Consider the following 26,269-nt stretch of genomic DNA (forward strand, 5'->3'; position numbering starts at 1 on the left):
AGCGATCAGTTGTTGTCGGTCAGCGCAGTGCCGGTGCGGCCCGCAATATTCGAAGCCGCCGCCAGTGCGGCCTCCATGCCGCTCTCGATGGCCCCGTCAATGAAGCCGCCCCAGCCGTTGGCAATGTCGGAGCCGGCAAAAAGCACGTTTCCGTGCCCAGCCTGCAGCGCGGCAAGATGGTTGGCCAGGAAACCGGTCCGGTGCATCGGCCACGTCTCCCCCGCCAGCGGATCCGCCACCCAGTCATGCGTCGCGACCTCCTGTACGACGGCGTCCGGCACCAGCCGGACCAGCTGCGCCTGCACTGCCGCGGCGTCCCCGGCGTCGATCTTCGACGCGTCCGGCCCGAATCCGACGACGATCGTGTCGCCGTCGAGCGTGTATTCCGCCTGGAAGAAGTTCAGCGGCCAGTCCGCGTTTCCCAGCGCTACGAAGGGGGCATGTTCACCCCGCAGCCGGATCCACACCTTGACACCCCTGGACACCTGTCCGCGGCGGACCCCTTCCGCCTGGGCAGGCGGCAGGGGCGGCTCGAAATCGACGGCGCCCAGCGCGTGGAGCGGAACTGTGACGATTGCGGTCATGGCCGTGACGGTCCGGCCGTCCGTGCTGCTGACGGAGACCATACCGCCGTCGTCGCTGATCCCTGACACAACGAAGCCGAAGTCGACGGCGGCCCGGACGTCCCGGAGGATGGCACCGGCCAGGGCCGCCGTGCCGCCCTGGATCTTGTAGGTGGCGCAGGCTTCGAAGTTGACGGCCCAGTCACCGTTGGCCAGGGCCACCCAGCGCAGGGCCTGGGTCAGCGCGGCCTCGTCCAGCGGCCCGTTGAAGTTCAGCGCCCAGAAGGACTCCAGCACGTCCCGCTCAGTGCCTGCCGGGAACTGCTCCCGTATACGGTCCTGGACAGAGATGTGGTCGATTGCCTTGAAGTCCCCGGTGCTCAACGGACGGAAGGGTTCGGGGAAGTAGCGGCGGGACTCCTGCACGAACGCGGCGTTGTACGTGCCGATCAGCTCCAGGAGGCCGGCCGGGTCACCTTCCTGCCGCGCGCCTCCGGCCCACCAGAAGGCGCGCTGCGGCTCCGGGCTTGCAACGGTACCGATGCCGTACCTTTTCAGCTCGGCCCAGACGTAGGGCTGGGTCCAGTGCACCCAGGTGCCCCCGATCTCCAGGTCGCGGCCCAGCCGGTGATCCAGCCAGGTCCTGCCGCCGATCCGGTGCCGGGCTTCCACGACATGAACCTTCAACCCCTGCCGGGTGAGCTCGCGTGCGGCGGTGAGGCCGGCGAAACCGGCACCGACGACGATGACATCCAGCTGGCCCTGGTCCAAGGCGCTGCTGTGCTGTTCCATTGTCCGCGCCTATGAGTAGACGAAGAACTCGACGGTGGGGGCCAGGACGGTCCACCGCGTGTGGGCACCCCTGTTGAAGGAGGCGGCACCGCCGGGCGTGAGGTCGTAGGCGTCTCCACCCTCCACCTCAATCCGGAGGTGGCCTTCGATGATGTGGATCGTTTCGTCGGCTTCCATCAGCAGATCGAAGGGTTTCGGGGCCTCGGACGGTGTGACGTGCCAGTATCCGCAGGCCAACGCCTCCCGGCCACCTTCGCCGAACCGGCGGATCCACTGGACCTGGCCCAGTTCGAAGGGTTCGTTCTTCTCCCGGTCAAGGGACGAGGACGTGCTGAAGGCAGATGTTGTTGTCATGGGGACTCCAGGTGGCAGGGGCGGCGGGAATCTGGGTTGGCCGCGAAAGATATGGAAAGGGGTTCGCTGGTGACCCGGGTCACTGCGTGAAAGCAATCTAAGCAATTGCTTAGTTTTAAGTCAATAGGTAGGCCGGGCCGGAAGATACGCTGGCTAGAATCGACGGTATGACCGCTTCCGCCGCCCGCTCCGCCACGCCCGCCTATGGCCAGGGCCGCGAAGCTTTGCTGCGTGCGGCGGTGGATGTGGTGGCGCAGAAAGGTTTGCGGGGGCTGACATACCGTGCGGTTGCGGAGGCTGCGGGGGTCAACAACAGCCTGGTGGCTCATCATTTCGGTACGCGCGATGCCCTGATCGCCGCAGCACTGGAGTGGTCCTCCGAGCAGTCCATCGCCGCCTCCCGGCTGAAGGATGCAGCGGAGAACGGAGGCACCTTTACCGGGGCGCTGCTGGAGCTGCTCCTTGAAGACCCGGGGCTGCAGGTGTTCCAGTACGAGATGATCCTCGAGGCCCGCCGCCGCCCCGAGCTGGCAGGACCGGTGGCCACGCTGTACGAAAGCTATGTGGACGCCCTCGCCGAGGGCCTGCGGGCTTTCGGCGTCCAGGGCGATGTCCGGGTGGTTGCCCGCACCTTGTTCGCTGCACTGGACGGACTGGTCATGCAATACCTCGCCGGGGTGGGCCGGGACGAAATTGCTGCAGCCCTTGAGGAGGTGCACCAGGTGGTGCTGCTCCGTCGCGGAGCCTGACGCCGCCCGGACGGGCACAACAAAAAGGGCGGCCGGCCGCCCCGGAAGGGGAAGCCAGCCGCGCTGGAAGTATGGTGTTGGTCCGGCTACCGGAGCACCACGGTGCGGTTGCCCTGCAGGATGACCCGGCCTTCGCAGTGCCATTTCACTGCATTGGAGAGGGCCTTGCATTCGGTGTCGCGGCCGGCCGCCACCAGGTCTTCGGGGCCGTAGGTATGGTCCACGTCCACTACCTGCTGGGAGATGATCGGGCCCTCGTCCAGCTCGGCGTTGACGTAGTGCGCCGTGGCGCCGACTGTCTTGACGCCCCGGGCGTAGGCCTGGTGGTATGGCTTGGCGCCCTTGAAGCTGGGCAGGAACGAGTGGTGGATGTTGATGGCGCGGCCGTCCAGCTTCCGGGTCAGGTCATCGCTGAGCACCTGCATGTAGCGGGCCAGCACCACGAGTTCGACGTCGAGGCTGTCCACCAGTTCCATCAACTCAGCTTCCGCCGCCGGTTTGGTATCGGCGGTCACCGGGATGTGGTGGAAGGGGATGCCGTGCCACTCCACCAGTGTCTGGTGGTCCCGGTGGTTCGACACCACAGCCACGATGTCCACGGGAAGTTCACCGATGCGGGCGCGGAAGAGCAGATCGTTGAGGCAGTGGCCGAACTTGGACACCATGATCAGCACCTTGCGCTTGGACCCCTGGCGTTCAAGCTGCCAGCGCATGCCGAACTTGTCGGCCACGGGGGCAAACGAGTCCCGCAGGACCTGCAGTGTGGAGTCGTCGCCCTCTGAGACGAAGTGGACGCGCATGAAGAAGTGGCCCTCGCTGCGCTCACCGAACTGCTTGTTGTCGATGATGTCGCAGCCGTGTTCCAGCAGGAAGCCGGAAACGGCGTGCACGATGCCCGGCCCTTCGGGGCAGTCCAGCGTGAGGACGTGCTCCACAGTGGTGGGCGCCTTCGGGGCGGGGTGGTGGGTTTCAGTAGCAGTCATGGCTCAGCACTCAATCACATTCACGGCGAGGCCTCCTCGGGAGGTTTCCTTGTACTTGGTTTTCATGTCGGCTCCGGTGTCGCGCATGGTCTTGATGGCCTTGTCCAGCGAGACCTTGTGGCTTCCGTCCCCATGCAGGGCCAGCCGGGCCGCGTTGATCGCCTTCACGCTGGCGATCGCGTTCCGCTCGATGCAGGGGATCTGCACCAGCCCGCCCACGGGGTCGCAGGTCAGGCCCAGGTTGTGCTCGATCCCCACCTCGGCGGCATTTTCCACCTGCGCGGGCGTCCCGCCGAGCACTTCGCAGAGCCCGGCCGCAGCCATCGAGCAGGCAGACCCCACCTCGCCCTGGCAGCCCACTTCGGCGCCGGAGATGGAGGCGTTGGTCTTGAACAGGATTCCGACGGCGGCCGCCGCCAGCAGGAAGCGGACCACGCCGTCGTCGTCGGCTCCCGGGACAAACTTGATGTAGTAGTGCAGGACCGCCGGCACGATCCCGGCAGCGCCGTTGGTGGGCGCGGTAACGATCCGCCCGCCGGCGGCGTTCTCCTCATTCACTGCCAAGGCGAACAGGTTGACCCATTCCATCGCCAGCAGCGGGTCAGCGGGTGCCTGGACGGGCGACGGCGTTGCTGCCGCGGCTTCGGCGGTGGCGGCGGAGGCGGTGAGGGTGCGGAACAGCGCGGGTGCGCGGCGGGTGACCTTCAGGCCGCCCGGCAGGATACCCTCGGCGTTGCAGCCGTTCTCCACACACTCGCGCATGACGGCCCACAGGCCCAGCAGCTTTTCCCGGAGTTCGGCTTCGCTGTGCCACGTGAGCTCATTGGCGAGCATGACGTCCGAAATGGACATTCCCTCGCGCTTGCAGATCTGCAGGAGTTCGTCCGCTGTGGAGAACGGGTAGGGCAGCACGGTGTCGTCCGCCACCACCTTGTCCGCCCCTGCGGCATCGCCGTCCACCACGAAGCCGCCCCCAATAGAGTAGAAGCTCCGTTCACTCAGTACGGCGCCGGTGTGGTCAAGGGCGCGGAAGGTCATGCCGTTGGGGTGGGCGGGCAGGGACTTGCGCCGGTGCAGCACCACGTCCTCTTCCCAGTTGAAGTCCACCCGGTGCGTTCCCGCGACCTGCAGTTCGGCGTTCAGCGCGGCAGCGGCCACCTGGTCATCGGCGGTGAAGGTGTTGACGGTTTCCGGTTCAAGGCCCTGCAGGCCCAGGACCACCGCCTTGTCCGAGCCATGGCCCCGCCCCGTGGCGCCCAGGGAACCAAACAGTTCCGACTGGACGCGCACGGTGGAGGCCAGCTGTCCGTCGCCCTTCAGGCCGTCTGCGAAGAGCTTGGCCGCCCGCATCGGGCCCACCGTGTGTGACGACGAGGGCCCGATGCCAACAGAGAAGAGGTCAAGGACGCTAAGCGCCATCAGGGGACCTCTGGCGAAGCGTACTCCCGCATGGCGTCCAGCAGCCAGCGGCCCAGGAACTCGGCGAAGGAGGCCCGGGGGAAGATCCGGAAGGACTCTTCGCCGGTCTTCCACAGGATGGCAGGGATGTTCGCGATCTCGGTGGAGAACGCGGTTCCGGCCTTGAACGCCCGCGGGTGCAGGTCCAGCGAGCAGCCCTTTTCAAGGACAGCGCGGGCCCGGGGGCCGGTGAGCTCGTACGTGGTGCGGTTGGCGGAGAGGTCCACCACCTGGCCCGCGTCGCTGCCGAGGGCCTCCCGGAGGGCGGGGATGAGGTCGCCGCCCAGGGATTCGTGGGCCTCGGTGGGCGCCACCACCAGGAACTCGGAAGGACCAAGCCACAGCACGGAGGTGTCACCATTGGTGACCACCGAGCCGGAGCCGGCCGGGAGGCCGCCGGTGACGGCGGCCAGCCGGTTTGCGGTTTCCGAACCGGCGTCGGCCCGGAGCCCCACCATGGTCAGGAAGGGCACCTCGGAGAGCTCAACGGTGCCGGCCAGGGAACCTGCGGCGAACGCGTCGGACAGCTGGCGGGCCGGGCTGATCCGGGCTGCCAGGTTCTTGTCCGCCAAGGTCTTTGCGGAGGTCGGGGATGCTGCTGTTTCAGCCATCTTTACGGGTCCCTTCAGGGTCAAAAAGCACTGTCTCTGCGACAACCACGTCCACCAGCTGGTCGCCGGCGGCCGCCACCAGCGTCTCGCCGATGCGGTTGCGTCCGTTCTTGATCAGGGCCAGGCCGAATGACCGGCCCAACGCTGCACTGTGGTAGCTGGAGGTGACGAACCCTTCCATCGGCACGGGGCCGTAGGCGGGGTTGGTGGAGCGGCCCTTTTCCACGAGCTGGGTGCCTTCGGGCAGCCGCAGCGTGCCGTCGACGGGAAGGACGCTCACCAGGTGCTTCCGGTCATCACGCTGTGCGTCGGACCGGGAGTAGGAGCGTTTGCCGATGAAGTCCTTGGCCTTGGAAACGATCCACTCCATGCCCGCGTCCTGCGGCGTGACGGTGCCGTCGGTGTCCTGCCCGACGATCGGGTAGCCCTTCTCGGCACGCAGCACGTGCATGGTTTCGGTGCCGTACGGGGTGATGTTGAACTCGGCACCGGCAGCGGCCACGGCTTCCCAGGTGTTCAGCCCGTACCAGGCCGGGACGTTGATCTCGTAGGCGAGTTCGCCGGAGAACGAGATCCGGCAGATCCGGGCCCGCACGCCGGAGGCAAGGGTGGTTTCGCGGAAGGTCATGAACGGGAAGGCTTCGGCGTCCAGGCCGCCGTTGGCTGCCAGCTCCGGTGCCACCTTGGCGATGACCTCACGGGATTTCGGCCCGACGACGGCGATGGTGCTCCACTGCTCCGTGACGGAGGTGCACTTGACGTCCAGCTCAGGCCACTCGGTCTGCAGCCATTCCTCCAGCCAGTCCAGCACCTTGGCGGCGCCGCCGGTGGTGGTGGTCATGAAGAAGGTTTCCTCGTCGAGCCGCAGGGTCACGCCGTCGTCGAAGACCATCCCGTCCGGGGTGCACATGACGCCGTAGCGTGCGGCGCCCGGGGCGAGCTTCTTGAACGCGTTGGTGTAGATCCGGTTGAGGAACTCCCCCGCATCCTTGCCGCGGATTTCGATCTTGCCCAGGGTGGTGGCGTCCATGAAGCCCACGGAGTCGCGGACGGCGGCGCATTCGCGCAGCACGGCGGCGTCCATGTCCTCCCCGCCCTGCGGGTAGTACCAGGGGCGCTTCCACTGTCCAACGTCCTCGAAGAGGGCGCCCTTGGCAACGTGCCAGGGGTGGATGGACGTGACGCGGGCGGGGTCGAAGAGCTCGCCGCGCTGGCGTCCGGCCAGTGCCGCGAACGCCACCGGGGTGAACGGTGCGCGGTACGTGGTGGTGCCGATGTCGCCGATGCCGCGCGAGGCCTCGCCGGCCGTGCGCAGGGCCGCAGCGATCACGCCGATGGCGTTGACGCCGGAGGTCTTGCCCTGGTCGTTGGCGGTGCTGATGGAGGTGTACCGCTTGATGTGTTCCACGGAGCGCATACCGGCGCCGGTCGAGCGGAGGACATCCGCCACGGACTGGTCGCGCTGGAAGTCGACGAAGTGGTGGTGCCAGTCCTCCGGGGTTCCGCTCTCGCCCGGTACCAGCCACAGCTGGCGGGTGGGGGCGGAGGCCTTCGGGTCGCCGAACACGGACGGTTCGACGGCGGATTCGAAGCCGGCTGCGATGGCCGCCCTTGCGCCGGCGGAAATGCCCTCGGCGATGCAGTCTGCGGTGGCGAAGGATCCCCGGCCGGAGCCGATGGTCTGCTGGTCGGGAACTTCGGTGCTCGGCACGAAGGCTGCCAGGTCCTCGTCCCAGCGCAGCTTGCCCTGCCGCTGTGAGTGAAGGTGGACCAGCGGGCTCCAGCCGCCGGACACTGCCAGCAGGTCTGCGGCGATCTGCTCGACGCCCGAGGTGAGCTCGCCGTCGTCGTTGATGCTGCGGACGGTGACGCCGTCCAGCCGGCCGGTGGCGTCGGCAGTGGTGCTGGCCACCGCGCTGCCGATCAGGACGCGGATGCCGGATTCGACGGCGGCAGTTGCCGCGGCGGTGAGCTGGGGGCGGGCGTCCACGACCGCTGCGACCTTGACGCCGGCGGCGGCGAGGTCGGCGGCGACGGCGTAGGCGCTGTCGTTGGTGGTGCTGATGACCACGCGCCTGCCGGCGGCTACGGCGTACCGGTTGAGGTACGTGCGTACGGCGGAAGCGAGCATGATGCCGGGGCGGTCATTGTTCTCGAACACCAGGGGACGTTCGTGGGCACCCGGTGCCAGCACCACCTGGCTGGCACGGATGTGCCAAATCCGCTGGCGGGAAACACCGGGGGCGGCAGGGCTGGACAGGTGGTCCGTGCGGTTCTGGACGGCGATTACGTAGTTGGCGTCATAGGCGCCAAACGCGGTGGTGCGGTTCAGGACAGTGGACTCTGCGCCGGACACCAGCTCGGCTTCGACATCGGCCACCCATTCCAGGGCTGGCTTGCCCTCGATGGTCTCTGCCTGGCCCGGAGCGGTGGAACCGGAGAGCAGCGAGCCGCCGAGTTCGGGCTGGTCGTCAAGGAGCATGACGCGGGCGCCGGTGCGCACGGCTTCGCGGGCCGCGGCGAGTCCGGCGGGGCCGCCACCGATCACCAGGACGTCGGTGTGGACGTACTTCTTGTCGTATTCGGCGCGGTCGTCCGCCGGGTCCAGCTTGCCCAGGCCGTTGAGCAGGGTGGCCTTGAGCCCGTCCACCAGGGAAACGGTGGTGGCGGGGAGCATGGATTCGGCGACGTCGCCGGGGAAGCGGGCTTCGATGCGGACCAGGGCGTTGGCCTCTTCCACGCCGGCGGACATGATGCCGCGGGGGCGGTCCTCGTAGAGCGAGTTGCCCACGGCCACGCGGCCGTTGGCCAGCAGGGCCGAGGCCAGGGTGTCGCCCGGGTGGCCGGTGAACTCTTCACCGTCTACTGTAAAGCGCCAGGAGATGGTGTGGTCGATCCGGCCGCCGGTGCTGAGCCGGGCGTTCTGGGAAGTCACTTGGTTGCTCCTTCCGGGGCGGTGGTGGTGGCGGGCGTGGTGCTGGCGGCAAGACTGGTGGCAGCGAGGCTGGGTGCCACGGTTCCGGTGGTGGTGCTGTCAGCGGCAAGGCTGGCCGTGCCGGTTTCTCCGGACGGGGCGGCGCCCAGGTCAGGCCGGCGGGCACCCATGGGGTAGATGGCCTTGATGTCGTAGCTGACGGTGTCGCGGAGCATGTTGAACCACTGGCGGCAGCCGGTGCTGTGGACCCAGCGTTCGGCGAAGATGCCCTTGGGGTTCTCACGGTAGAAGAGGTAGCGGGACCACTCCGTGTCGGTCAGCTCGCTGGGGTTCTCCGGGTACGGCACGTGGGCCTGTCCCCCGTAGTGGAATTCGGTTTCGTCCCGCGGGCCGCAGTTGGGGCATGGGATCAGCAGCATGTGCGTTAGTCCTTTTCTGGTGGCGGCGGCTAGTGGGCCACGGCGGCGGCGCCGTGTTCGTCGATGAGGGCGCCGGTTTCGAAGCGTTCCAGGGAGAACGGCTTGTTCAGCTGGTGCGGGGCGCCGGTGGCGATGGTGTGCGCGAAGGTCATGCCGGCGGCGGGGGTTCCCTTGAACCCGCCGGTCCCCCAGCCGCAGTTCACGAACATGTTCTCCACGGGAGTCAGGCCCACGATCGGCGAGGCGTCCAGGGTGGTGTCCACGATGCCGCCCCAGGTCCGGAGCACGTGGGCCCTGGCGAAGATGGGGAAGAGTTCGACGGCGGCCGCCATCTGCTGCTCGATGACGTGGAAGGAGCCGCGCTGGCCGTACCCGTTGTAGGAGTCCACGCCGGCGCCCATGACCAGTTCGCCCTTGTGCGCCTGCGACACGTAGACGTGCACGTGGTTGGACATGACAACGGTGGGGTGGACCGGCTCGTGGAGTTCGGATACGAGTGCCTGCAGCGGGTGGGACTGGATGGGAAGCTGGAATCCGGCCATCTCGGCCAGGACCGAGCTGTGGCCTGCGGCGCAGAGGCCCACCTTTTCGGTGTTGATGGTGCCGCGGTTGGTCTTAACGCCTACCACCCGGTCACCGTCTTTGAGGAAGCCGGTAACTTCGCAGTTCTGGATGATGTCAACGCCCAGTTCGTCGCACTTGCGGGCGAAGGCCCAGGCGACGTGGTCGTGCTTGGCAATGCCGGCACGGGGCTGGTAAGTGGCGCCCATGACGGGGTAGCGGATGTTGTCGCTGATGTTCAGGATGGGGCAGAGTTCCTTGACCTGCTGCGGGTCCAGCCATTCGGCGTCGACGCCGTTGAGCTTGTTGGCACCCACCCGGCGCATGCTTTCACGGACATCGCCCAGGGTGTGGGCCAGGTTCATCACGCCGCGCTGGCTGAAGAGGAAGTCGTATTCGAGTTCCTCGGGCAGGATTTCCCAGAGCTTGAGGGCGTGCTCGTAGATCGCGGCGCTCTCGTCCCACAGGTAGTTGGAGCGGATGATGGTGGTGTTGCGGGCCATGTTGCCGCCGGCCAGCCAGCCCTTTTCCAGGACGGCGATGTTGGTCATTCCGTGGTTCTTGGCCAGGAAGTATGCGGTGGCCAGGCCATGCCCGCCGCCGCCCACGATCACTGCGTCATAGGAGGACTTTGGCTCCGGGTTCCGCCAAAGGAAGTCCGGGTGCTCCGGAAGGTGCTGGGTGCTCACTGGGCGGCTCCAATCAAGTCTGCCTCAGCTCCGGCCGGGCTGGCGTCGGCGGTGAGGTGCGGGTAGAGGGGGAATTTTTCGGCCAGGGCCGTCACGCGTGCACGGAGTTCGACGGCGGTGTCCCCGGGCAGGGTGCCCGTGCCGGCCGAAGCGATCAGCGCCGAGGCAATGATGTCCGCCACTTCGGTGAATTCGGCGGCACCGAAGCCGCGGGCGGCCAGGGCGGGAGTGCCAATCCGGAGGCCGGAGGAAACCATTGGCGGGCGGGGATCGAACGGCACGGCGTTGCGGTTAACCGTGATGCCGATCTTGTGAAGGGCGTCCTCGCCCTGCTGGCCATCGAGTTCGGAGTGGCGCAGGTCCACGAGGACCAGGTGGACGTCGGTGCCGCCGTTGACCACGGAGATCCCCGCGGCTGCGACGTCGTCCTTGAGGAGGCGCTCGGCCAGCAGCTTGGCGCCCTGCAGGACCCGTTCCTGGCGTTCCTTGAATTCGGGGGCTGCGGCGAGCTTGAAGGCCACGGCCTTGGCGGCGACCACGTGCTCCAGCGGTCCGCCCTGCTGGCCGGGGAAGACGGCGCTGTTGATCTTCTTGGCGTACTCTTCCTTGGCCAGGATCACGCCGCCGCGGGGACCGCCCAGGGTCTTGTGGGTGGTGGTGGTGACCACGTCCGCGTAGGGGACGGGGTTGGGGTGCAGCCCTGCGGCCACCAGGCCGGCGAAGTGGGCCATGTCGACCATGAGGTAGGCGCCCACGAGGTCAGCGATGCGGCGGAATTCGGCGAAGTCGAGCTGACGGGAGTAGGCGGACCAGCCGGCCACGATCAGCTTGGGCTTGTGTTCGAGGGCCAGGGCCTCCACCTCTGCCATATCGATGCGGAGGTCTTCCTCGCGGACGTGGTAGGGCACCACGTTGTAGAGCTTGCCGGAGAAGTTGATCTTCATGCCGTGGGTGAGGTGTCCGCCGTGGGCCAGGGACAGGCCGAGGATGGTGTCGCCGGGGTTCAGCAGGGCGAACATGGCGGCCGCGTTGGCCTGGGCGCCGGAGTGCGGCTGGACGTTGGCAAATTCGGCGCCAAAGAGGGCCTTCACGCGGTCGATGGCGAGCTGCTCGATCACGTCAACGTGTTCGCAGCCGCCGTAGTAGCGCTTACCGGGGTAGCCCTCGGCGTACTTGTTGGTGAGGACCGAGCCCTGGGCTTCCATCACGGACGACGGAGCGAAGTTCTCCGAAGCGATCATTTCCAGCGTGGACTGCTGGCGGTGCAGTTCCCGTGCAACGGCGGCGGCGACGTCGGCGTCAACCGTGGCGAGCGAGGCGTTCAGTACGTCCTGCATTGTTCTCCTTCTAAGCCCTTCGGAATTACTGATCCATAACTGATCTGTAACTGATATATTAGATCTGACGTAATAGTATGTTGCAGATCACGTCGCAGTCAATAGCTACCTTGGGAGCCCTCGAAATGAGCGTCACACTGGAGAACCACCTCGTCGGGGACGGGGACCTTTCGCTCGCCGAGCAGGCCTACCGGCACCTTCGGGACCGCCTCATCATGCTCGACATCCGGCCCGGCGAGGCAATCAACGACGGCAAGATCGCCGCCGACCTCGGCATCGGCCGCACCCCGGTCCGGGAAGCGCTCAAGCGCCTGGAAAGCGACCACCTTGTGGTGTCCTATCCCCGGCGCGGAACCTTCGCCACCATCGTCGACATCACCGAACTTGCGGACGTCTCTGAACTGCGCGAATCCCTGGAGCCCCTGGCCGCCCGCCGCGCCGCCAAGCTCGCCACCCCCGCCCTGCGCCAGGAAATCCGCGAAACCGCTGCCGCGATCGCCAAGATGGGCGGCGGGGACGATCCCTACGACCTCATGCGCTACGACATCAAGGTCCACCGGCTGATCTACAAGGCGGCCGCCAACACCCACCTTAAAGATGTCCTGATCCGGTACGACAACCTGGCCACCCGCATCTGGTGCATGGTGCTGGATAAGGTGCCCTCCGTGGCGGAGCACATCGCCGAGCACGTGGAACTGCTGGAGGCAGTGGCCGACGGCGACTCGGACCGGGCGGGCAAGCTCGCCCTGGAGCATGTGACCAGTTTCGAGCAGGCAATCCGCAGCGTTCTTTAGGCTTCCCCGCGCCGTCCCGCCCTCAGGCCCTGAGGACCCGCGGGAGGAATGCCAACGGTTCACCCCTGATGCTTGTCAGGGCGGATTCGATGGCGCCCTGGACCACTGCCTCTGCACCGAAAGTGCTTGCAACAAGGTCAGGCAGCGGCAGGCCGGAGTTCGCGGGCAGCAGGGTCCGGGCGTGTTCCAGGACAGGGCCGATGGCCGGTGAAATCCCGCCGGCAATGACCACCCGCTCGATGTCGACGAGGCTGGAGAGCACCACCGCAATCCGCGCCAGCCGGACGCCGAGCCGCTCGATAATGTCCCGTGCCAGCGGATCCCCCTCCCCCGCCGCCTGGAAGACGTCCTCGGCACTGATTTCTTCCGGGGGCAGGCGCCGCAGCACGGTAGCCCCGCCATAGGAACCAATGCGTGAACGCGCCCACTTCCGCGCAAGCGCTCCGAACCCATCCGAGCCTCCCTCGTCGGGGACGAGCTTGTTGTCGAACATGTCCAGGAAGCGCATCTCACCGGCGCCGCCGTGGCGCCCCCGAAGCAAGCGCCCGTCAACGATCAGCCCGGCACCAAACCGCTCTCCGGAGAGCAGGGTTGCCACATTCACCGAAGGCTCCTGCGCCTGCTCGGCGATGGCGGCAAGGTTGGCGTCATTCTCAACGATGACGGTCCCCGGAAGGCTTGAGGCAAATCCGGAATTCATCAGGTTCCAGAATTCTCCCCGGTCCGGGGACTGTCCGGCCCCATCAACCGGGGCGGGAACGCCTACGACCGTGAGCAGGACGTCGCCGGCGCCGCATCCTGCGTCGTTAAGCGCCTGATCGATCAGCTCCCGCGCGGTCGCAACCCGCCCGGCGCGGCCCAGGAAGTGCGAGTCGATGCTTCGGCGGCGTTTGCCCAGTTCACGGCCCCGCAGATCCGCCACGATGGTGGTGAGCTGGCTTTCACCGGCATCCAGCCCGACCACCACGCCCGCAGCTTCGCGCAGCCGGTACCGGCGTGCGGGCCGGCCCTTATGCACCCGGCCGGCGTCCCCGCCGTCGCTCACTTCCTCCAGCCAGCCCGCTTCCACCAGCCCGTCGCAGACACCCAGCACCGTGGCGCGCGTCAGCCCGGTTGCGTCCATGGCTTCCGCAGCCGTGAACACCTGTTCCTGCAGGGCAAAGCGCAGCAGCGCTTCCGAGTTGATCTGCCGTAACAGTTGCGTCGAGCTCGCCGTAGTTCCGTCCACCCCTTGACGATATCCCTCGGGTCCCCCATCCTCATATAGGACCTAAATATAAGGTCCAAATAAATTCTTTTCGAGAGCCCTTAGGAGCCGATGTTGCCACCTTTGACGTCCGCCGGGACGCGAGTCTCCCGACGTACTTTCCTTGCCGCCGCGGGAGGTACGCTCACCGCCATCGGCTTGGCCGGGTGCGCGCCGGCAAGTGCCGCACCAACCATCACGTTCCACCAGTCAAAACCGGAAGCGGTTCCCTACTTCCGCGACCTGGCATCGAAGTTCACCGCGTCGCAGGACCGGTACCGCGTGCTGCATGACATGGCAACAAATCTTTCTGCCAGCTTCGTTCGCAGCAGTCCCCCGGATCTTGGCTGCCTCAACTACAACCTGGAGATGGCCCGGTTCATGGAGCGCGGTGCACTCTCAGACCTCTCCGACCTCCCCGAAGCAGGTTCCATCCGGCACGACGTTCTGGACCTCACCAACTGGTACCCCACCTACCCCGGCCGCACCAGCGTCATTCCGTACTCCGTCATGGCCGCGTCCGTCATCTACAACCGCCGCATCTTTGAGGCGAACGGCCTGGCCGTCCCCACCACGTGGAACGAATTCATTGAGGTGTGTGAACGGCTCAAGGAAGCTGGCGTCACTCCTATCTACGGAACTTTCCGGGACCCCTGGACCATCGCGCAAGGCCTGTTCGACTACACGGTGGGCGGCATGGTTGACGTGCGCGCTTTCTACAGCAAGATGCATGACGTCGGCGAGGACGCCGGCCCGGATTCCGAAGTATCGTTCCAAAAGACGTTGCTGGAACCGGTGCAGCGCATGGTACAGCTGACGAAGTACGTCAATCCTGATGCCTCCAGCCGGGGCTATGGTGACGGCAACACTGCCATGGCCCAGGGCCAGGCGGCGATGTACTTCCAGGGTCCGTGGGCGTTCGGCGAGATCGAAAAGGCCGGCACTGACCTTGAGCTCGGCACCTTCCCCCTGCCAATGACAGACAGCCCTGCCGACCTCAAGGTCCGCGTCAACATCGACCTTTCGCTCTGGGTGCCCGAGGCCGCCAACGGCCAGCAGGGGGCACGCGCCTTCCTTCAGTACCTGATGCAGCCCGACGTCCAAAACACCTACAACGCCCAGTTCCTGGGCTTCGGCACGTCCAAGGACGCACCCCCGGTCACCGATCCCCGGATCGTCGAAATGCAGAAGTACTACGACGACGGCCGCTTCTACATGGGCGCTTCACAGTTCATTCCCAACACAATTCCCGCTGCCAACTACATCCAGTCGATCATCGGTGGCGCCGACCCGCAGGGCACGCTGCGCCGGATGGACGCCGACTGGGCCCGCCTGGCATTCCGCGCCTAGCCCCACTTCCGATCTCCATGCCTGAAATGAGGACTCCTCCATGTCATCAATGACGAAGCCTTCCCCGGGAGCGGTGGTGACAGCCCCGGCAGCGCGAAAGCCGGCGGCTGCCCGCATAAGCCGCGCGGATCCGCTGTACTACTTCTTCCTCTTCCCCTCACTGGCGATCTTCACCCTCGCCATCACACTGCCCGCCGTCCTCGGATTCGTCTACAGCTTCACCAACTCTGTTGGCTTCGGAGACTTCGAGTTCATCGGCATCCGGAACTTCATTGCGGTATTCCGTGACGAGGGAGTCCTGGGCGCCTACGGGTTCACGCTGGCATTCTCGCTGGTGACGGTGGTCGTTGTGAACGTCCTGGCCTTCCTGCTGGCCCTGGGGCTGACGTCACGTGTCCGCTTCCGTACGGCGCTGCGCACCGTGTTCGTGATCCCCATGGTGATCTCCGGCATCGTCATCGCCTTTGTGTTCCAGTACCTCTTCTCGAATTCACTGCCGCTGATGGGCAAAGGGCTGGGAATCGACCTGCTCTCCTCAAGCATCCTGGCCAACCCCGACCTTGCCTGGCTGGGGATCGTCTTCGTCACCGCGTGGCAGTCAGTTCCAAGTGCGATGCTGATCTACATCGCAGGGCTTCTCACGGTTCCGCCCGAGGTTTACGAGGCCAGCTCCATCGACGGCGCGTCCGCCTGGCACAACCTGCGGCACATCACTTTGCCCCTCATTGCCGGGTACGCGGTGATCAACACCGTGCTGGGCTTCAAGAACTACCTCAATGCCTACGACATCATCGTCGGCCTCACCGACGGCGGCCCCGGGGTCTCAACGCGCAGCGTTGCCATGGCCATTTTCCGCGGCTTCGAAGGCGGCGACTACGCCTACCAGATGGCCAATGCAGTGATCTTCTTCCTCATCAGCATCGCCATCGCACTCATCCAGCTCCGCTTCACCCGTGGCAAAGGAGGGATCGCAGCATGAGCACGGCGACCCGCACCATCCCCGCAGAACCAGTGACCCCAGGACCAACAGCCCCAGGAAAGGGCCGGGTCCGGACCGGCCCGCAGCGCACCAACTGGGCCGCCACCGCCGTCCTGATCGTGTGTACGCTCGGCGTGCTCGTCCCGCTGTACGTCACCATCAGCATGGCCTTCAAGACCACCGGCCAGGCGGTTGACGGCAATGCCTTCTCGCTGCCCGCCCCCTTGACCCTGGACAGTTTCGCGCAAGCGTGGACGCTCACGAATTTCCCGCGCGGTTTCCTGATCTCCGTGTTCGTGTCCGTGACCGCAGTCGTCGGCGAGATCGTCGTGTCGGCGCTGGCCGCTTACGCCATTGTCCGCAACTGGGACCGCCGGCTCTTCCGCTGGTCGTTCTTCTACCTGCTCGCCGCAATGTTCATCCCGTTCCCAGTGGTGGCACTGCCCCAGATCCAACTCACGGGCCTCGTGGGACTCGACAATCCGCTCGGCGTCGCAATCCTGCACATCGTCTTTGCCCTGGCGTTCAACACGATGCTGTTTACCGCCTTCCTGCGCTCGATCCCCCTGGAACTGGAGGAAAGCATGCGGATGGACGGCGCCGGAACGTGGCAGGTGTTCTGGCGGCTCATCTTCCCCCTGCTTGGACCCATGAGCGCCACCGTGGGCATCTTCGCCTTCATCGCCTCCTGGAACGACTTCATGATGCCCTCCCTCATCATTTCCGATCCCGAACTGCAGACCATTCCCGTGCTGCAAAAGATCTTCCAGACGCAGTTCAGCAACAGCTACAACGTTGCCTTCGCCTCGTACCTGATGGCGATGGGACCGGCCATCATCGTCTACCTGTTCACCCAGCGCTGGGTGATGGCCGGCCTCACCCAGGGCGCCGTCAAGTAACCTGCCCCCGCCGCATAACCACCACCCGATGACACTGAAGGAACGTATCTTGCCCATCATGGCGACCCCGTACCCGGCACAAGGCACAGCTGGGGAGCTCCGCATTGGAATCGATGTTGGCGGCACTTGGATCAAGGGTGCCCTGATTGATCTGGCCAACGGCGCCCCTGCCGGCACTGTCCGCCGCCTGCAAACACCCTCGTGCGGCAGCGTGGATGCAGTGGCGGACACCGTGGAACAAATCGTCGCTGAGCTCGAAGCCGAAAGCCACCGGGCTGCGGACCGTGCCGTGGGCATCGCCATCCCGTCGATTGTGCAGCGGGGAGTCGCAAGGTCAGCGGCCAACATGCACGGCAGCTGGATCGGGCTTGACGTCCAGCGGTACCTGCAGTCCCGGCTGGGCCGGCCCGTCCGCGTCGTCANCGCCGCCGGCCTGGCCGAAACGCAGTACGGCGCCGGGGCAGCCAACCGGGGTGTTGTCCTGGTCCTTACCTTGGGAACAGGCATTGGATCGGCGTTGATTGTCGACGGCACGCTGGTACCCAACTTCGAGCTGGGCCACCTGGAAGTTGGCGGGACCAAGGCGGAATCGCGGGCATCCGCCGTCGTCCGCGAAAACGAAGGCCTCGACTGGGTGCAGTATGCCGACCGGCTGCAGCGCTACCTGTCCCACGTGGAGTTCCTGTTTTCACCGGACCTCATCATCATCGGTGGTGGAATTTCGGCCTGCAGCCACGAGTACCTGCCCCGTCTGTCGCTGCGCACCCCGGTCATCGCCGCACGCCTGGAAAATTCCGCGGGCGTGGTGGGCGCAGCCCTGCAGGCCAGCACTGCAAATGCGCGGCTAAAGTGACGTGGAATACTTCGACGAACATGCCGCCCTACGCATTGATGGCGGCCGGAAGGGGCAGCAGCATGCAGGAAACCGTTAACGAGGACGAAGAGGCGCGCCGGCATGTGCTGTCCGCGGTGTCCCGGGAGCGGGAGCTTGGGCTGCGCCCGGACCAGGATTTCGACCGGCGCCTTGACGAACACTTTCCCACCCTGCGCAGCCTCTTCCATTCCCTGTACGGCGACCGCCGGGACTGGCTGAAGCAGCTGTCCGCCCTGGTGGTCCAGTGTGCCCGGTCCTGGCAGGAGCGGGCACCGGAGCTGAAGGCAACGGATGCGGAGCGGGAAGGCACCCGGGACTGGTTCCAGTCCAACCGGATGCTGGGCGGCGTCTGCTACGTGGACCGCTACGCCGAGAGCCTGGAGGGCGTGCGCGCCAGGATCCCGTACTTCAAGGAACTGGGCCTGACCTACCTGCACCTCATGCCCCTGTTCCTGGCACCCGAGCCGCACTCGGACGGCGGCTACGCAGTCTCCAGCTACCGGGAGGTAAACCCCAAACTCGGGACCATGGACCAGCTGCGCTCCCTGGCAGCCGAACTGAAGGACAACGGCATCAGCCTGGTGGTGGACTTCATCTTCAACCACACCTCCGACGAGCATGAGTGGGCCCGCAAGGCAGCGGCGGGGGACCCTGAATACAGCGACTACTACTGGATCTTCCCGGACCGCACCATGCCGGACGCGTTCGAGGCGAACGTGCGCGAGATCTTCCCCGAGAACCACCCCGGATCCTTTATCCGAATGGAGGACGGCCGGTGGGTGTGGGCCACCTTCCACACCTACCAGTGGGACCTGAACTACTCCAACCCCGACGTCTTCCGGGCCATGGCCGGCGAAATGCTCTTCCTGGCCAACCAGGGCGTGGACATCCTGCGGATGGATGCGGTTGCCTTCATCTGGAAGCAGCTGGGCACACCGTGCGAGAACCTGCCCCAGGCGCACACCCTGCTGCGGGCCTTCAACGCGGTGTGCCGGCTGGCGGCGCCGTCGCTGCTGTTCAAGTCCGAGGCCATCGTCCACCCGGACGAGGTGGCGCTCTACATCGACCCCAAAGAATGCCAGCTTTCGTACAACCCGCTGCAGATGGCGTTGATTTGGGAGTCACTGGCCACCCGGGACGCCTCGCTCCTGGCCCAGGCGCTGGAACGCCGGCACAACATCCCGGACGGCACGGCCTGGGTGAACTATGTCCGCAGCCATGACGACATCGGCTGGACCTTCGCGGACGAGGACGCGGCAGAGCTGGGCATCAACGGCTTCGACCACCGCCGCTTCCTGAATTCCTTCTACGTCAACCGCTTCCCGGGCAGCTTCGCCCGCGGCGTCCCCTTCCAGGACAACCCCAAGACCGGCGACTGCCGCATTTCGGGCACGACGGCGTCCCTCTGCGGCATGGAGGTCAACCCTGCCGAGGCGGTGGAACGGATCCTCCTGGCCCACTCGGTGCCGTTCAGCACCGGCGGCATCCCGTTGCTGTACCTCGGTGACGAGGTGGGCCAGGTCAACGACTACTCGTATGCGTCCGAGCCGGGCCACGGGGAGGACAGCCGCTGGGTGCACCGGCCGCATTTTCCGAAGGAACAGTACGCGCGCCGCCTGGACCCGGCCACACCGGAAGGTGCGGTATACGCGGGCCTGAGACGGATGATCGAGGTGCGCGCCGGCACCCCCGAACTGGCCGGAACCACGCTGATCGGCTTCGGCACCAACAACCGCTCGGTGCTCGCGTACCAGCGGCCGGGTGGGATGGAAGGCGGCAGCACCATCCTGGCCCTGGCAAACTTCAGCGACTCACCCCAGACCCTGCCGGCGGAGACCTTCGGCGGGTACTCTCCTGCCGCCGTCGACCTTCTCTCCGAGGCCGCCCTGCAACTGGATGACGGCGTCACCCTCCTGCCCCGGCAGTACCTCTGGCTTCGCGTTACGCCGCAGTAATTGGGAGCTGGCGCCGGGCCGTGAAACCATACGGATCATGGCCTCCAAGATTGCGTACCAGGGTGAGCCCGGCGCCAACTCCAATATCGCGTGTCAGCAGATGTTCCCGGACATGGAAAGCGTCCCGTGCGCCAGCTTCGAGGACGCCTTCGAGCTGGTGACCACCGGCGAGGCGGACCTGGCCATGATCCCCATCGAGAACTCCATCGCGGGCCGCGTGGCGGACATCCATATCCTGCTGCCGCAGTCCAACCTGCAGATCGTGGGCGAGTACTTCCTGCCCATCCACTTCGACCTCCTGGGCATCCCGGGGAGCACCATTGAAGGCGCCACGGAGGTCCACAGCCACATCCACGCACTGGGCCAGTGCCGGAAGCTGATCCGCGAGCATGGCCTCAAACCCGTCATCGCCGGCGACACCGCCGGGTCGGCCCGCGAGGTGGCGGAATGGAACGATCCCCGCAAGCTCTCCCTCGCTCCCCCGCTGGCCGCGCAGATCTACGGCCTGGACGTGCTGGCCTCGCGCGTTGAGGACGACCCCTCCAACACCACCCGCTTCGTGGTCCTGGCCCGGGAAACGGCACTGCCGGCCCGGGAGGAACTTCCCGGACCGGCAGTGACCAGCTTTGTGTTCCGTGTCCGCAACGTCCCGTCCGCCCTGTACAAGGCGCTGGGCGGCTTCGCCACGAACGGAGTGAACATGACCCGGCTGGAGAGCTACATGGTGGGCAACGAGTTCGCCGCCACCATGTTCATGGCTGACGTCGAAGGCCACCCCGGGGACCTGCCGCTGAAGCTGGCCCTCGAGGAACTGGACTTCTTCACCACCGAAGTGCGGATCCTCGGCGTGTACCCGGCGGCCGACTACCGGGCCGCGGCCGCCACTGCCTGACGCGGTGCCTGCAGCGGCTTGAGCAGCGGAGCGAAGAACGCGCCGAGCTCCGCCGTTGCCGTCAACGGCAGGACGTTGGCCACGTACTGGTCCGGGCGGACCACCACCACGACGCCATTGCGGTCCAGGCCGCGCAGGTCGAAAATGTCCGCTTTGGGGTCGGTGGCGTAGACCTTTTCGTAGTCGGTCAGCTTGAACGGGCCCACCTGCGGCTTGAAGACGGCCGGCACGGCGCTGATGTCGACGGCGGTGTGCGGCTGCTGGTAGATGACCTTCAGGTCGAACCAGGCATCCGGGTCCGCGCCGGCAGGAGTGGCGGCCAACGGGGACTCGTGCGAGTTGGCGAACCATTCGGCGAGCGTGTCCGTGGCTGAGTCCGTGCCCGGCAGCGCGGCGTCCGCGAAGACGTAGATCCGCCAGCGCCCGTCAGCGGTGGCGTGGTGGCCCAGGTGGATGGGGTTGGTGTCACCCACCCGCACCACGGGCGCAGACTTGAAGCGCTTGCCCACCGGGAACCCGGTGGCCAGGTCCTGGTGGTCCGCGGAGCCAATGATCAGGGAGGGCGTGTACTGGGTCATGAAGCCGGCCGGGAATTCGGCGGTCTGCACGTAGAAGTCTTCAAGGTCGGAGGGGTGTTCGAACTCCTCCGGCTTCTTGGCCATCATGGTGGACCACTCCTTGTCGAAGTCGATCAGGTTCTTGGCCACCACCTGGCGTTCCTCGGAGTAAGTAGTCAGCAGGCTCTCCGGGCTGCGGCCCTCCAGGACGTGCCCCAGCTTCCAGGCGATGTTGAAGCCGTCCTGCATTGAGACATTCATGCCCTGGCCGGCCTTGGCGCTGTGGGTGTGGCAGGCGTCGCCGGTGATAAACACCCGCGGGGTCCGGCTGCCGCGTTCCTCCGGCAGGACGTCGTCGAACCTGTCCGTCAGCCGGTGGCCCACCTCGTACACGCTGTGCCAGGCGATGTTCCGCACGTCCAGTGTGTAGGGGTGCATGATCTCGTTCGCCTTGGCGATGATGTCCTCGATGCTGGTGTTGCGCACTGAGTGCTGGCTGGCCGGGTCAACCTCGCCCAGGTCCACGTACATGCGGAACAGGTGGCCGCCTTCGCGTGGAATAAGCAGGATACTGCCCTTTTCGCCCTGGATGGCGCACTTGGTCCGGATGTCAGGGAAGTCGGTGACCGCGAGCGCGTCCATGACGCCCCAGGCGTGGTTGGCCTGGTCGCCGGCGAGCGTGCAGCCGATCGCCTGCCGCACCTTGCTGCGGGCGCCGTCGGCACCCACCACGTACTTGGCGCGGACGGTGCGGTCCTGCCCCTCCTTGGGGCCTGCGGTGTGGCGGAGCGTCACGGTGACGGGGTAGTCGCCTTCCCGGGCAACGGCCAGGCCTTGGAATTCGTAGCCGTAATCGGGCTTCATCCGGGTGGGTGAGTTTGCGGCGAACTCGGCGAAGTAGTCCAGCACGCGCGCCTGGTTCACGATGAGGTGCGGGAATTCGCTGATCCCCATCTCGTCGTCCACGGCCCGGGCAGTCCGGACGATGTTCGCGTGGTTGGCCGGATCCGGCTTCCAGAACGCCATTTCGGTTATCCGGTACGCCTCGGCAATGATCCGCTCCGCGAATCCGAAAGCCTGGAACGTCTCCACGCTGCGCGCCTGGATGCCGTCGGCCTGCCCGATGGCGAGCCGGCCGGGGCGGCGTTCGACGATCCGGGTGGTGATGTTGGGGAACATGGAGAGCTGCGCGGCGGCGAGCATTCCGGCGGGGCCGGTGCCGACGATGAGCACGTCCACTTCCTCCGGAAGCTCTTCGGGGCGGTTAAGGCCCACACCGGCTGCGGGCTGGACGCGGGGGTCTCCGGATACGTATCCGTGGTGGTGGAACTGCACGGGATGTCCTCACTTCGTTGTGCTGGAGTTCTATCAGGTGTGTTCTATATCAGAACATACAATTCGATAATCGAAACATTGGTCTTGGCATCCACTGTACGCTCCCTGTGATCCAGGCGACAAGTACCTCGTGGCGACCCTCGGGAAGGCCTCGAAATTCGAGGGTTGACGAAGCCCCGCGGATGAGTAATAGTGATCGTATACGATTTCGTACCTGATGAGGAGAAGGCTTTGGAGCAGGTCAACGGCGACACCCTGGCAGCAGCACGCAAGGTGATCGCGGTGCATATCAACTACCCCAGCCGGGCCGCCCAGCGCGGCCGCACCCCGGCCCAGCCGTCCTACTTCCTCAAGCCTTCCAGCTCCCTGGCACTCAGTGGAAACCCCGTTGAGCGTCCGGCCGGCTGTGAATTGCTGGGCTATGAGGGCGAGATCGCCCTGGTGATCGGCAAGGCCGCACGCCGTGTTTCTATCGAGGACGCGTGGAGCCATGTCGCTGCCGTCACGGCCAGCAATGACCTTGGCGTGTATGATCTGCGCTGGGCGGACAAGGGCTCCAACCTCCGGTCCAAGGGCGGCGACGGCTTCACGCCGGTAGGCCCGGCACTGATCCCGGCAGACGCCGTCGACCCCGCCAAACTGCGCATCCGCACCTGGCACAACGGGGAGCTGGTCCAGGACGACACCACCGGGCACCTGCTCTTCCCGTTCGCCCGGCTGGTGGCGGACCTCTCCCAGCTCCTCACCCTTGAGGAGGGGGACATCATCCTCACCGGCACCCCCGCCGGGGCATCGGTCGCGAAGCCGGGCGACGTCCTGGAAGTGGAAGTGGCAACGGCGGACGGGCGCCTGTCCACCGGCCGGCTGGTCACCACCGTTGAGGAAGGCACGACGGCGTTCGCGGACTTTGGTGCCCGGCCGAAGGTCGATGACCTGCAGCGGGAGGAAGCCTATGGTTCCCGTGAAGCGGCGGGGCTTGCCGCCGTCGGGCCTGTCCTGACCCCGGAACTGAAAGCCAGGCTGGAGTCCGTTGCCACGGCCACGTTGTCTTCCCAGATGCGCAAGCGGGGCCTGAACAACGTCAGCATCGACGGGCTGCAGGCGACACGCCCCGACCGCCGGGTGGTGGGCCTGGCCCGCACCCTGCGGTACGTCCCCAACCGTGAAGACCTGTTCAAGGCCCACGGTGGCGGGTTCAACGCCCAGAAGAAGGCCATCGACTCCGTGAACGAAGGCGAAATCCTGGTCATGGAGGCCCGCGGCGAGAAAGGCACCGGAACCGTGGGCGACATCCTGGCCCTCCGCGCCCAGGTCCGAGGCGCCGCCGCCATCATCACCGACGGCGGCGTCCGCGACTACTCCGCCGTGGCAGACCTGGAGATGCCCACCTACTTCGCCAATCCGCATCCGGCCGTGCTGGGCCGCCGCCACATCCCGTGGGACATGGACATCACCATCGCGTGCGGCGGCGCCACCGTGCAGCCCGGTGACATCATCGTGGCCGACTTCGACGGCATCCTGGTGATCCCGCCGGCCATCGCCGACGAACTGGTGGAGGACTGCATCCAGCAGGAGAAGGAAGAAGCGTTCATCTTCGAGATGGTCAAGCAAGGCAACAGCGTGGACGGCCTCTACCCCATGAACAAGGAGTGGCAGGAACGGTACAAGGAATGGGCAGGAAAGAACGATGACTGATACAGCCCTAACCGAGGCGGCCGCAACCCCCGGCAGCAAGTCGGAGCAGGCGTACCAGGCCGTCAAGGCCCGGATCGTGGAAGGCACCTACACCCCCGGGTACCGCCTGGTGCTGGGTTCCATTGCCAAGGACCTGGGATTCAGCGTGGTCCCGGTCCGCGAAGCCATCCGCCGGCTCGAGGCCGAGGGCCTGGTGACATTCGAACGGAACGTGGGCGCCACCGTCGCCGGGATCGACCCCACCGAATACCTCTACACCATGCAAACCCTCAGCATCGTCGAAGGCGCCGCGACCGCCCTGTCCGCCCCGCTGATCGACGCCGCGGCCATCGCCCGCGCCCGCGCCGTGAACCAGGACATGCGCGACTGCCTGGACCACTTCGATCCGGTCCGCTTCACCCAGCTCAACCAGGACTTCCATTCCGTCCTGTTCGAACACTGCCCCAACCCGCACATCCTGGACCTGGTGCACCGCGGCTGGAACCGGCTCGCCTCCCTCCGGTCCTCGACCTTCCGCTTCGTCCCCGGCCGCGCCCGCGACTCGGTGGAGGAACACGAAAACCTGCTCAGGCTCATCGAAAGCGGCGCCGACGCAGAGCAGATCGAAAAAGCCGCCAGGCTCCACCGCTCCGCCACCCTGGACGCGTACCTGGCCCAAACCAACCACTGACACCCAGATAGGACTTCAACGATGACGACCTCAGTAGAAACCAGCAAGCACTACGTTCCCGAAGACCTTCCCACCCACATCCAGCACTACATCAACGGCCGGTTCGTCGACTCCGTGGGCGGCAAGACCTTCGACGTCCTGGACCCGGTCTCCAACCGGAATTACGCGACTGCCGCGGCGGGCCAGAAAGAGGACATCGACCTGGCTGTCGCCGCCGCCCGCGAAGCCTTCACCAACGGCCCGTGGCCAAAGATGAAGCCCCGTGAACGCGCCCGGGTGCTGAACAGGATCGCCGACGCGGTCGAAGCCCAGGAAGCACGCCTGGCCGAACTGGAGACCTTCGACACGGGCCTGCCCATCACCCAGGCCAAGGGCCAGGCCCTGCGCGCGGCCGAGAACTTCCGGTTCTTCGCGGACCTGATCGTGGCCCAGTTCGATGACGCCATGAAGGTTCCCGGCTCGCAGATCAACTACGTGAACCGCAAGCCGATTGGCGTGGCCGGCCTGATCACCCCTTGGAACACCCCCTTCATGCTCGAGTCCTGGAAGCTCGCCCCGGCACTGGCCACTGGCAACACCGTGGTCCTCAAGCCGGCCGAGTTCACGCCGCTCTCCGCGTCGCTGTGGGCCACCATCTTCAAGGACGCCGGCCTTCCCGACGGCGTCTTCAACCTGGTCAACGGACTGGGCGAGGAAGCCGGCGATGCCCTGGTCAAGCACCCGGACGTCCCGCTGATTTCCTTCACCGGCGAGACCACCACCGGCCAGACGATCTTCCGGAACGCGGCCGCCAACCTCAAGGGCCTGTCCATGGAGCTCGGCGGCAAGTCCCCGTGCGTTGTCTTCGCCGACGCCGACCTGGACGCCGCGATCGATTCCGCCCTGTTCGGCGTGTTCTCCCTCAACGGCGAACGCTGCACGGCCGGCTCCCGCATCCTGGTGGAACACGCCATCTACGACGAGTTCTGCGAGAAGTACGCCGCCCGGGCAAAGAACATCGTGGTGGGCGATCCCCACGATCCCAAAACCCAGGTGGGCGCCCTGGTCCACCCGGAGCACTACGAAAAGGTGGCCTCCTACGTGGAGATCGGCAAGTCCGAAGGCCGGCTCCTGGCCGGCGGCGGCCGCCCCGACCACCTGCCCGAAGGCAACTACATCGCACCCACGGTGTTTGCCGACGTCGCCCCTGACGCCCGGATCTTCCAGGAGGAAATCTTCGGACCCGTCGTGGCCATCACGCCGTTCGAGAACGACGACGAAGCCCTGGCCCTGGCGAACAACACCAAGTACGGCCTCGCCGCCTACATCTGGACCCAGAACCTCACCCGGGCCCACAACTTCTCACAGAACGTCGAGGCCGGGATGGTGTGGCTGAACAGCCACAACGTCCGGGACCTGCGCACCCCATTCGGCGGCGTCAAGGCCTCGGGCCTGGGCCACGAGGGCGGCTACCGCTCCATCGACTTCTACACCGACCAGCAGGCCGTGCACATCACCCTCGGCACCGTCCACACCCCCAAGTTCGGCGCCTAGCCCCTACCAGCCCAACTAGCTCGCATTTGTTGTCGTTTT

The 26,269-nt window shown here is 66.2% G+C and carries 22 protein-coding genes; 11 read left to right on the plus strand and 11 right to left on the minus strand.

Features of this window, described 5'->3' with window-relative positions:
* Positions 1-5: 5 nt before the first annotated feature.
* A complete protein-coding gene (locus ACTJK0_RS05435; RefSeq protein WP_440744531.1) occupies positions 6-1,355 on the minus strand; it encodes a flavin monoamine oxidase family protein in 1,350 nt (449 codons plus the stop codon).
* A 9-nt stretch (positions 1,356-1,364) separates the two neighbouring features.
* Complete coding sequence (locus tag ACTJK0_RS05440) at positions 1,365-1,709, minus strand: cupin domain-containing protein (protein ID WP_440744532.1); 345 nt, start codon at positions 1,707-1,709, stop codon at positions 1,365-1,367.
* Between the two features lie 167 nt (positions 1,710-1,876).
* Here ACTJK0_RS05440 and ACTJK0_RS05445 point away from each other — a divergent pair, with 167 nt between their 5' ends.
* The gene (locus ACTJK0_RS05445; protein ID WP_440744533.1) at positions 1,877-2,458 is read left to right on the plus strand and encodes a TetR/AcrR family transcriptional regulator; all 582 of its coding nucleotides are present in this window, start codon (positions 1,877-1,879) and stop codon (positions 2,456-2,458) included.
* Between the two features lie 86 nt (positions 2,459-2,544).
* On the opposite strand, the gene purU is transcribed toward ACTJK0_RS05445, so the two are convergent.
* Genes purU through glyA form a run of 7 tightly spaced genes read right to left on the minus strand, consistent with a single transcriptional unit; the run spans position 2,545 to position 11,451 of the window.
* Positions 2,545-3,441, minus strand: coding sequence for a formyltetrahydrofolate deformylase (gene purU, locus ACTJK0_RS05450; protein WP_440744534.1), 897 nt, complete (start codon positions 3,439-3,441; stop codon positions 2,545-2,547).
* Positions 3,442-3,444: 3 nt separating this feature from the next.
* Positions 3,445-4,860 carry an L-serine ammonia-lyase gene (locus ACTJK0_RS05455; protein WP_110541990.1) on the minus strand — a complete coding sequence of 472 codons (1,416 nt, stop codon included), beginning with the start codon at positions 4,858-4,860 and terminating at the stop codon, positions 3,445-3,447.
* Positions 4,860-5,510 (minus strand): sarcosine oxidase subunit gamma family protein, encoded by a 651-nt coding sequence (locus ACTJK0_RS05460; RefSeq protein WP_110541991.1) that lies wholly within the window; start codon positions 5,508-5,510, stop codon positions 4,860-4,862. The genes ACTJK0_RS05455 and ACTJK0_RS05460 overlap by 1 nt, the downstream gene beginning before the upstream one ends.
* Positions 5,503-8,445, minus strand: coding sequence for a sarcosine oxidase subunit alpha family protein (locus tag ACTJK0_RS05465; protein WP_440744535.1), 2,943 nt, complete (start codon positions 8,443-8,445; stop codon positions 5,503-5,505). The genes ACTJK0_RS05460 and ACTJK0_RS05465 overlap by 8 nt, the downstream gene beginning before the upstream one ends.
* Positions 8,442-8,864: a sarcosine oxidase subunit delta gene (locus ACTJK0_RS05470; protein WP_440744536.1), complete on the minus strand. Its 423-nt coding sequence runs from the start codon at positions 8,862-8,864 to the stop codon at positions 8,442-8,444. The genes ACTJK0_RS05465 and ACTJK0_RS05470 overlap by 4 nt, the downstream gene beginning before the upstream one ends.
* A gap of 29 nt (positions 8,865-8,893) precedes the next feature.
* Positions 8,894-10,114 carry a sarcosine oxidase subunit beta family protein gene (locus ACTJK0_RS05475; RefSeq protein ID WP_110541994.1) on the minus strand — a complete coding sequence of 407 codons (1,221 nt, stop codon included), beginning with the start codon at positions 10,112-10,114 and terminating at the stop codon, positions 8,894-8,896.
* Positions 10,111-11,451 carry a serine hydroxymethyltransferase gene (gene glyA / locus ACTJK0_RS05480; protein WP_110541995.1) on the minus strand — a complete coding sequence of 447 codons (1,341 nt, stop codon included), beginning with the start codon at positions 11,449-11,451 and terminating at the stop codon, positions 10,111-10,113. Before glyA ends, ACTJK0_RS05475 begins: the two co-directional genes overlap by 4 nt.
* 125 nt (positions 11,452-11,576) lie before the next feature.
* On the opposite strand from glyA, the gene ACTJK0_RS05485 reads away from it, so the two are divergent.
* Entirely contained in the window at positions 11,577-12,245 is a 669-nt protein-coding gene (locus tag ACTJK0_RS05485) for a GntR family transcriptional regulator (RefSeq protein ID WP_440744537.1), read from the plus strand.
* Positions 12,246-12,267: 22 nt separating this feature from the next.
* Here ACTJK0_RS05485 and ACTJK0_RS05490 read toward each other — a convergent pair whose 3' ends face one another.
* Positions 12,268-13,473, minus strand: a complete 1,206-nt coding sequence (locus ACTJK0_RS05490; protein ID WP_440744538.1) for an ROK family protein — start codon at positions 13,471-13,473, stop codon at positions 12,268-12,270.
* A gap of 90 nt (positions 13,474-13,563) precedes the next feature.
* Here ACTJK0_RS05490 and ACTJK0_RS05495 point away from each other — a divergent pair, with 90 nt between their 5' ends.
* The 6 genes from ACTJK0_RS05495 (at position 13,564) to ACTJK0_RS05520 (ending at position 20,440) form a co-directional block, all read left to right on the plus strand.
* Positions 13,564-14,841, plus strand: a complete 1,278-nt coding sequence (locus ACTJK0_RS05495; protein WP_440744539.1) for an ABC transporter substrate-binding protein — start codon at positions 13,564-13,566, stop codon at positions 14,839-14,841.
* Between the two features lie 40 nt (positions 14,842-14,881).
* A complete protein-coding gene (locus ACTJK0_RS05500) occupies positions 14,882-15,820 on the plus strand; it encodes a carbohydrate ABC transporter permease (protein ID WP_440744540.1) in 939 nt (312 codons plus the stop codon).
* A complete protein-coding gene (locus ACTJK0_RS05505) occupies positions 15,817-16,719 on the plus strand; it encodes a carbohydrate ABC transporter permease (RefSeq protein WP_440744541.1) in 903 nt (300 codons plus the stop codon). The genes ACTJK0_RS05500 and ACTJK0_RS05505 overlap by 4 nt, the downstream gene beginning before the upstream one ends.
* 58 nt (positions 16,720-16,777) lie before the next feature.
* On the plus strand, positions 16,778-17,572 hold the full coding sequence (ppgK, locus tag ACTJK0_RS05510) for a polyphosphate--glucose phosphotransferase (RefSeq protein WP_440744616.1): 795 nt from the start codon (positions 16,778-16,780) through the stop codon (positions 17,570-17,572).
* A gap of 62 nt (positions 17,573-17,634) precedes the next feature.
* On the plus strand, positions 17,635-19,548 hold the full coding sequence (locus ACTJK0_RS05515; RefSeq protein WP_440744542.1) for an alpha-amylase family glycosyl hydrolase: 1,914 nt from the start codon (positions 17,635-17,637) through the stop codon (positions 19,546-19,548).
* A 37-nt stretch (positions 19,549-19,585) separates the two neighbouring features.
* Positions 19,586-20,440, plus strand: coding sequence for a prephenate dehydratase (locus tag ACTJK0_RS05520; RefSeq protein WP_440744543.1), 855 nt, complete (start codon positions 19,586-19,588; stop codon positions 20,438-20,440).
* Here ACTJK0_RS05520 and ACTJK0_RS05525 read toward each other — a convergent pair.
* Positions 20,413-22,332: an FAD-binding monooxygenase gene (locus ACTJK0_RS05525; protein ID WP_440744544.1), complete on the minus strand. Its 1,920-nt coding sequence runs from the start codon at positions 22,330-22,332 to the stop codon at positions 20,413-20,415. The genes ACTJK0_RS05520 and ACTJK0_RS05525 overlap by 28 nt on opposite strands.
* Before the next feature lie 231 nt (positions 22,333-22,563).
* Here ACTJK0_RS05525 and ACTJK0_RS05530 point away from each other — a divergent pair, with 231 nt between their 5' ends.
* From ACTJK0_RS05530 to hpaE, 3 genes are read left to right on the plus strand one after another with little or no spacing between them, the layout of a single operon-like run.
* Positions 22,564-24,027: a fumarylacetoacetate hydrolase family protein gene (locus ACTJK0_RS05530; protein ID WP_440744617.1), complete on the plus strand. Its 1,464-nt coding sequence runs from the start codon at positions 22,564-22,566 to the stop codon at positions 24,025-24,027.
* Entirely contained in the window at positions 24,020-24,697 is a 678-nt protein-coding gene (locus ACTJK0_RS05535) for a GntR family transcriptional regulator (RefSeq protein ID WP_440744545.1), read from the plus strand. The genes ACTJK0_RS05530 and ACTJK0_RS05535 overlap by 8 nt, the downstream gene beginning before the upstream one ends.
* A 21-nt stretch (positions 24,698-24,718) precedes the next feature.
* Positions 24,719-26,230 carry a 5-carboxymethyl-2-hydroxymuconate semialdehyde dehydrogenase gene (hpaE, locus tag ACTJK0_RS05540; RefSeq protein WP_440744546.1) on the plus strand — a complete coding sequence of 504 codons (1,512 nt, stop codon included), beginning with the start codon at positions 24,719-24,721 and terminating at the stop codon, positions 26,228-26,230.
* Positions 26,231-26,269 lie beyond the last annotated feature (39 nt).

The organism is Paenarthrobacter sp. 22069 (assembly GCF_052046035.1).
GTDB lineage: Bacteria > Actinomycetota > Actinomycetes > Actinomycetales > Micrococcaceae > Arthrobacter.

Excerpts from the sequence above, each read along its gene's own strand:
- ACTJK0_RS05520 (WP_440744543.1), top strand. The coding sequence starts at position 19,586 with ATGGCCTCCAAGATTGCGTACCAGGGTGAGCCCGGCGCCAACTCCAAT.
- ACTJK0_RS05445 (WP_440744533.1), top strand. The coding sequence starts at position 1,877 with ATGACCGCTTCCGCCGCCCGCTCCGCCACGCCCGCCTATGGCCAGGGC.
- ACTJK0_RS05485 (WP_440744537.1), top strand. The coding sequence starts at position 11,577 with ATGAGCGTCACACTGGAGAACCACCTCGTCGGGGACGGGGACCTTTCG.
- ACTJK0_RS05505 (WP_440744541.1), top strand. The coding sequence starts at position 15,817 with ATGAGCACGGCGACCCGCACCATCCCCGCAGAACCAGTGACCCCAGGA.
- ACTJK0_RS05460 (WP_110541991.1), bottom strand. The coding sequence starts at position 5,510 with ATGGCTGAAACAGCAGCATCCCCGACCTCCGCAAAGACCTTGGCGGAC.
- ACTJK0_RS05495 (WP_440744539.1), top strand. The coding sequence starts at position 13,564 with ATGTTGCCACCTTTGACGTCCGCCGGGACGCGAGTCTCCCGACGTACT.
- ACTJK0_RS05435 (WP_440744531.1), bottom strand. The coding sequence starts at position 1,355 with ATGGAACAGCACAGCAGCGCCTTGGACCAGGGCCAGCTGGATGTCATC.
- ACTJK0_RS05440 (WP_440744532.1), bottom strand. The coding sequence starts at position 1,709 with ATGACAACAACATCTGCCTTCAGCACGTCCTCGTCCCTTGACCGGGAG.
- hpaE (WP_440744546.1), top strand. The coding sequence starts at position 24,719 with ATGACGACCTCAGTAGAAACCAGCAAGCACTACGTTCCCGAAGACCTT.
- ACTJK0_RS05535 (WP_440744545.1), top strand. The coding sequence starts at position 24,020 with ATGACTGATACAGCCCTAACCGAGGCGGCCGCAACCCCCGGCAGCAAG.
- ACTJK0_RS05515 (WP_440744542.1), top strand. The coding sequence starts at position 17,635 with ATGCAGGAAACCGTTAACGAGGACGAAGAGGCGCGCCGGCATGTGCTG.
- glyA (WP_110541995.1), bottom strand. The coding sequence starts at position 11,451 with ATGCAGGACGTACTGAACGCCTCGCTCGCCACGGTTGACGCCGACGTC.
- purU (WP_440744534.1), bottom strand. The coding sequence starts at position 3,441 with ATGACTGCTACTGAAACCCACCACCCCGCCCCGAAGGCGCCCACCACT.
- ACTJK0_RS05455 (WP_110541990.1), bottom strand. The coding sequence starts at position 4,860 with ATGGCGCTTAGCGTCCTTGACCTCTTCTCTGTTGGCATCGGGCCCTCG.
- ACTJK0_RS05500 (WP_440744540.1), top strand. The coding sequence starts at position 14,882 with ATGTCATCAATGACGAAGCCTTCCCCGGGAGCGGTGGTGACAGCCCCG.
- ACTJK0_RS05470 (WP_440744536.1), bottom strand. The coding sequence starts at position 8,864 with ATGCTGCTGATCCCATGCCCCAACTGCGGCCCGCGGGACGAAACCGAA.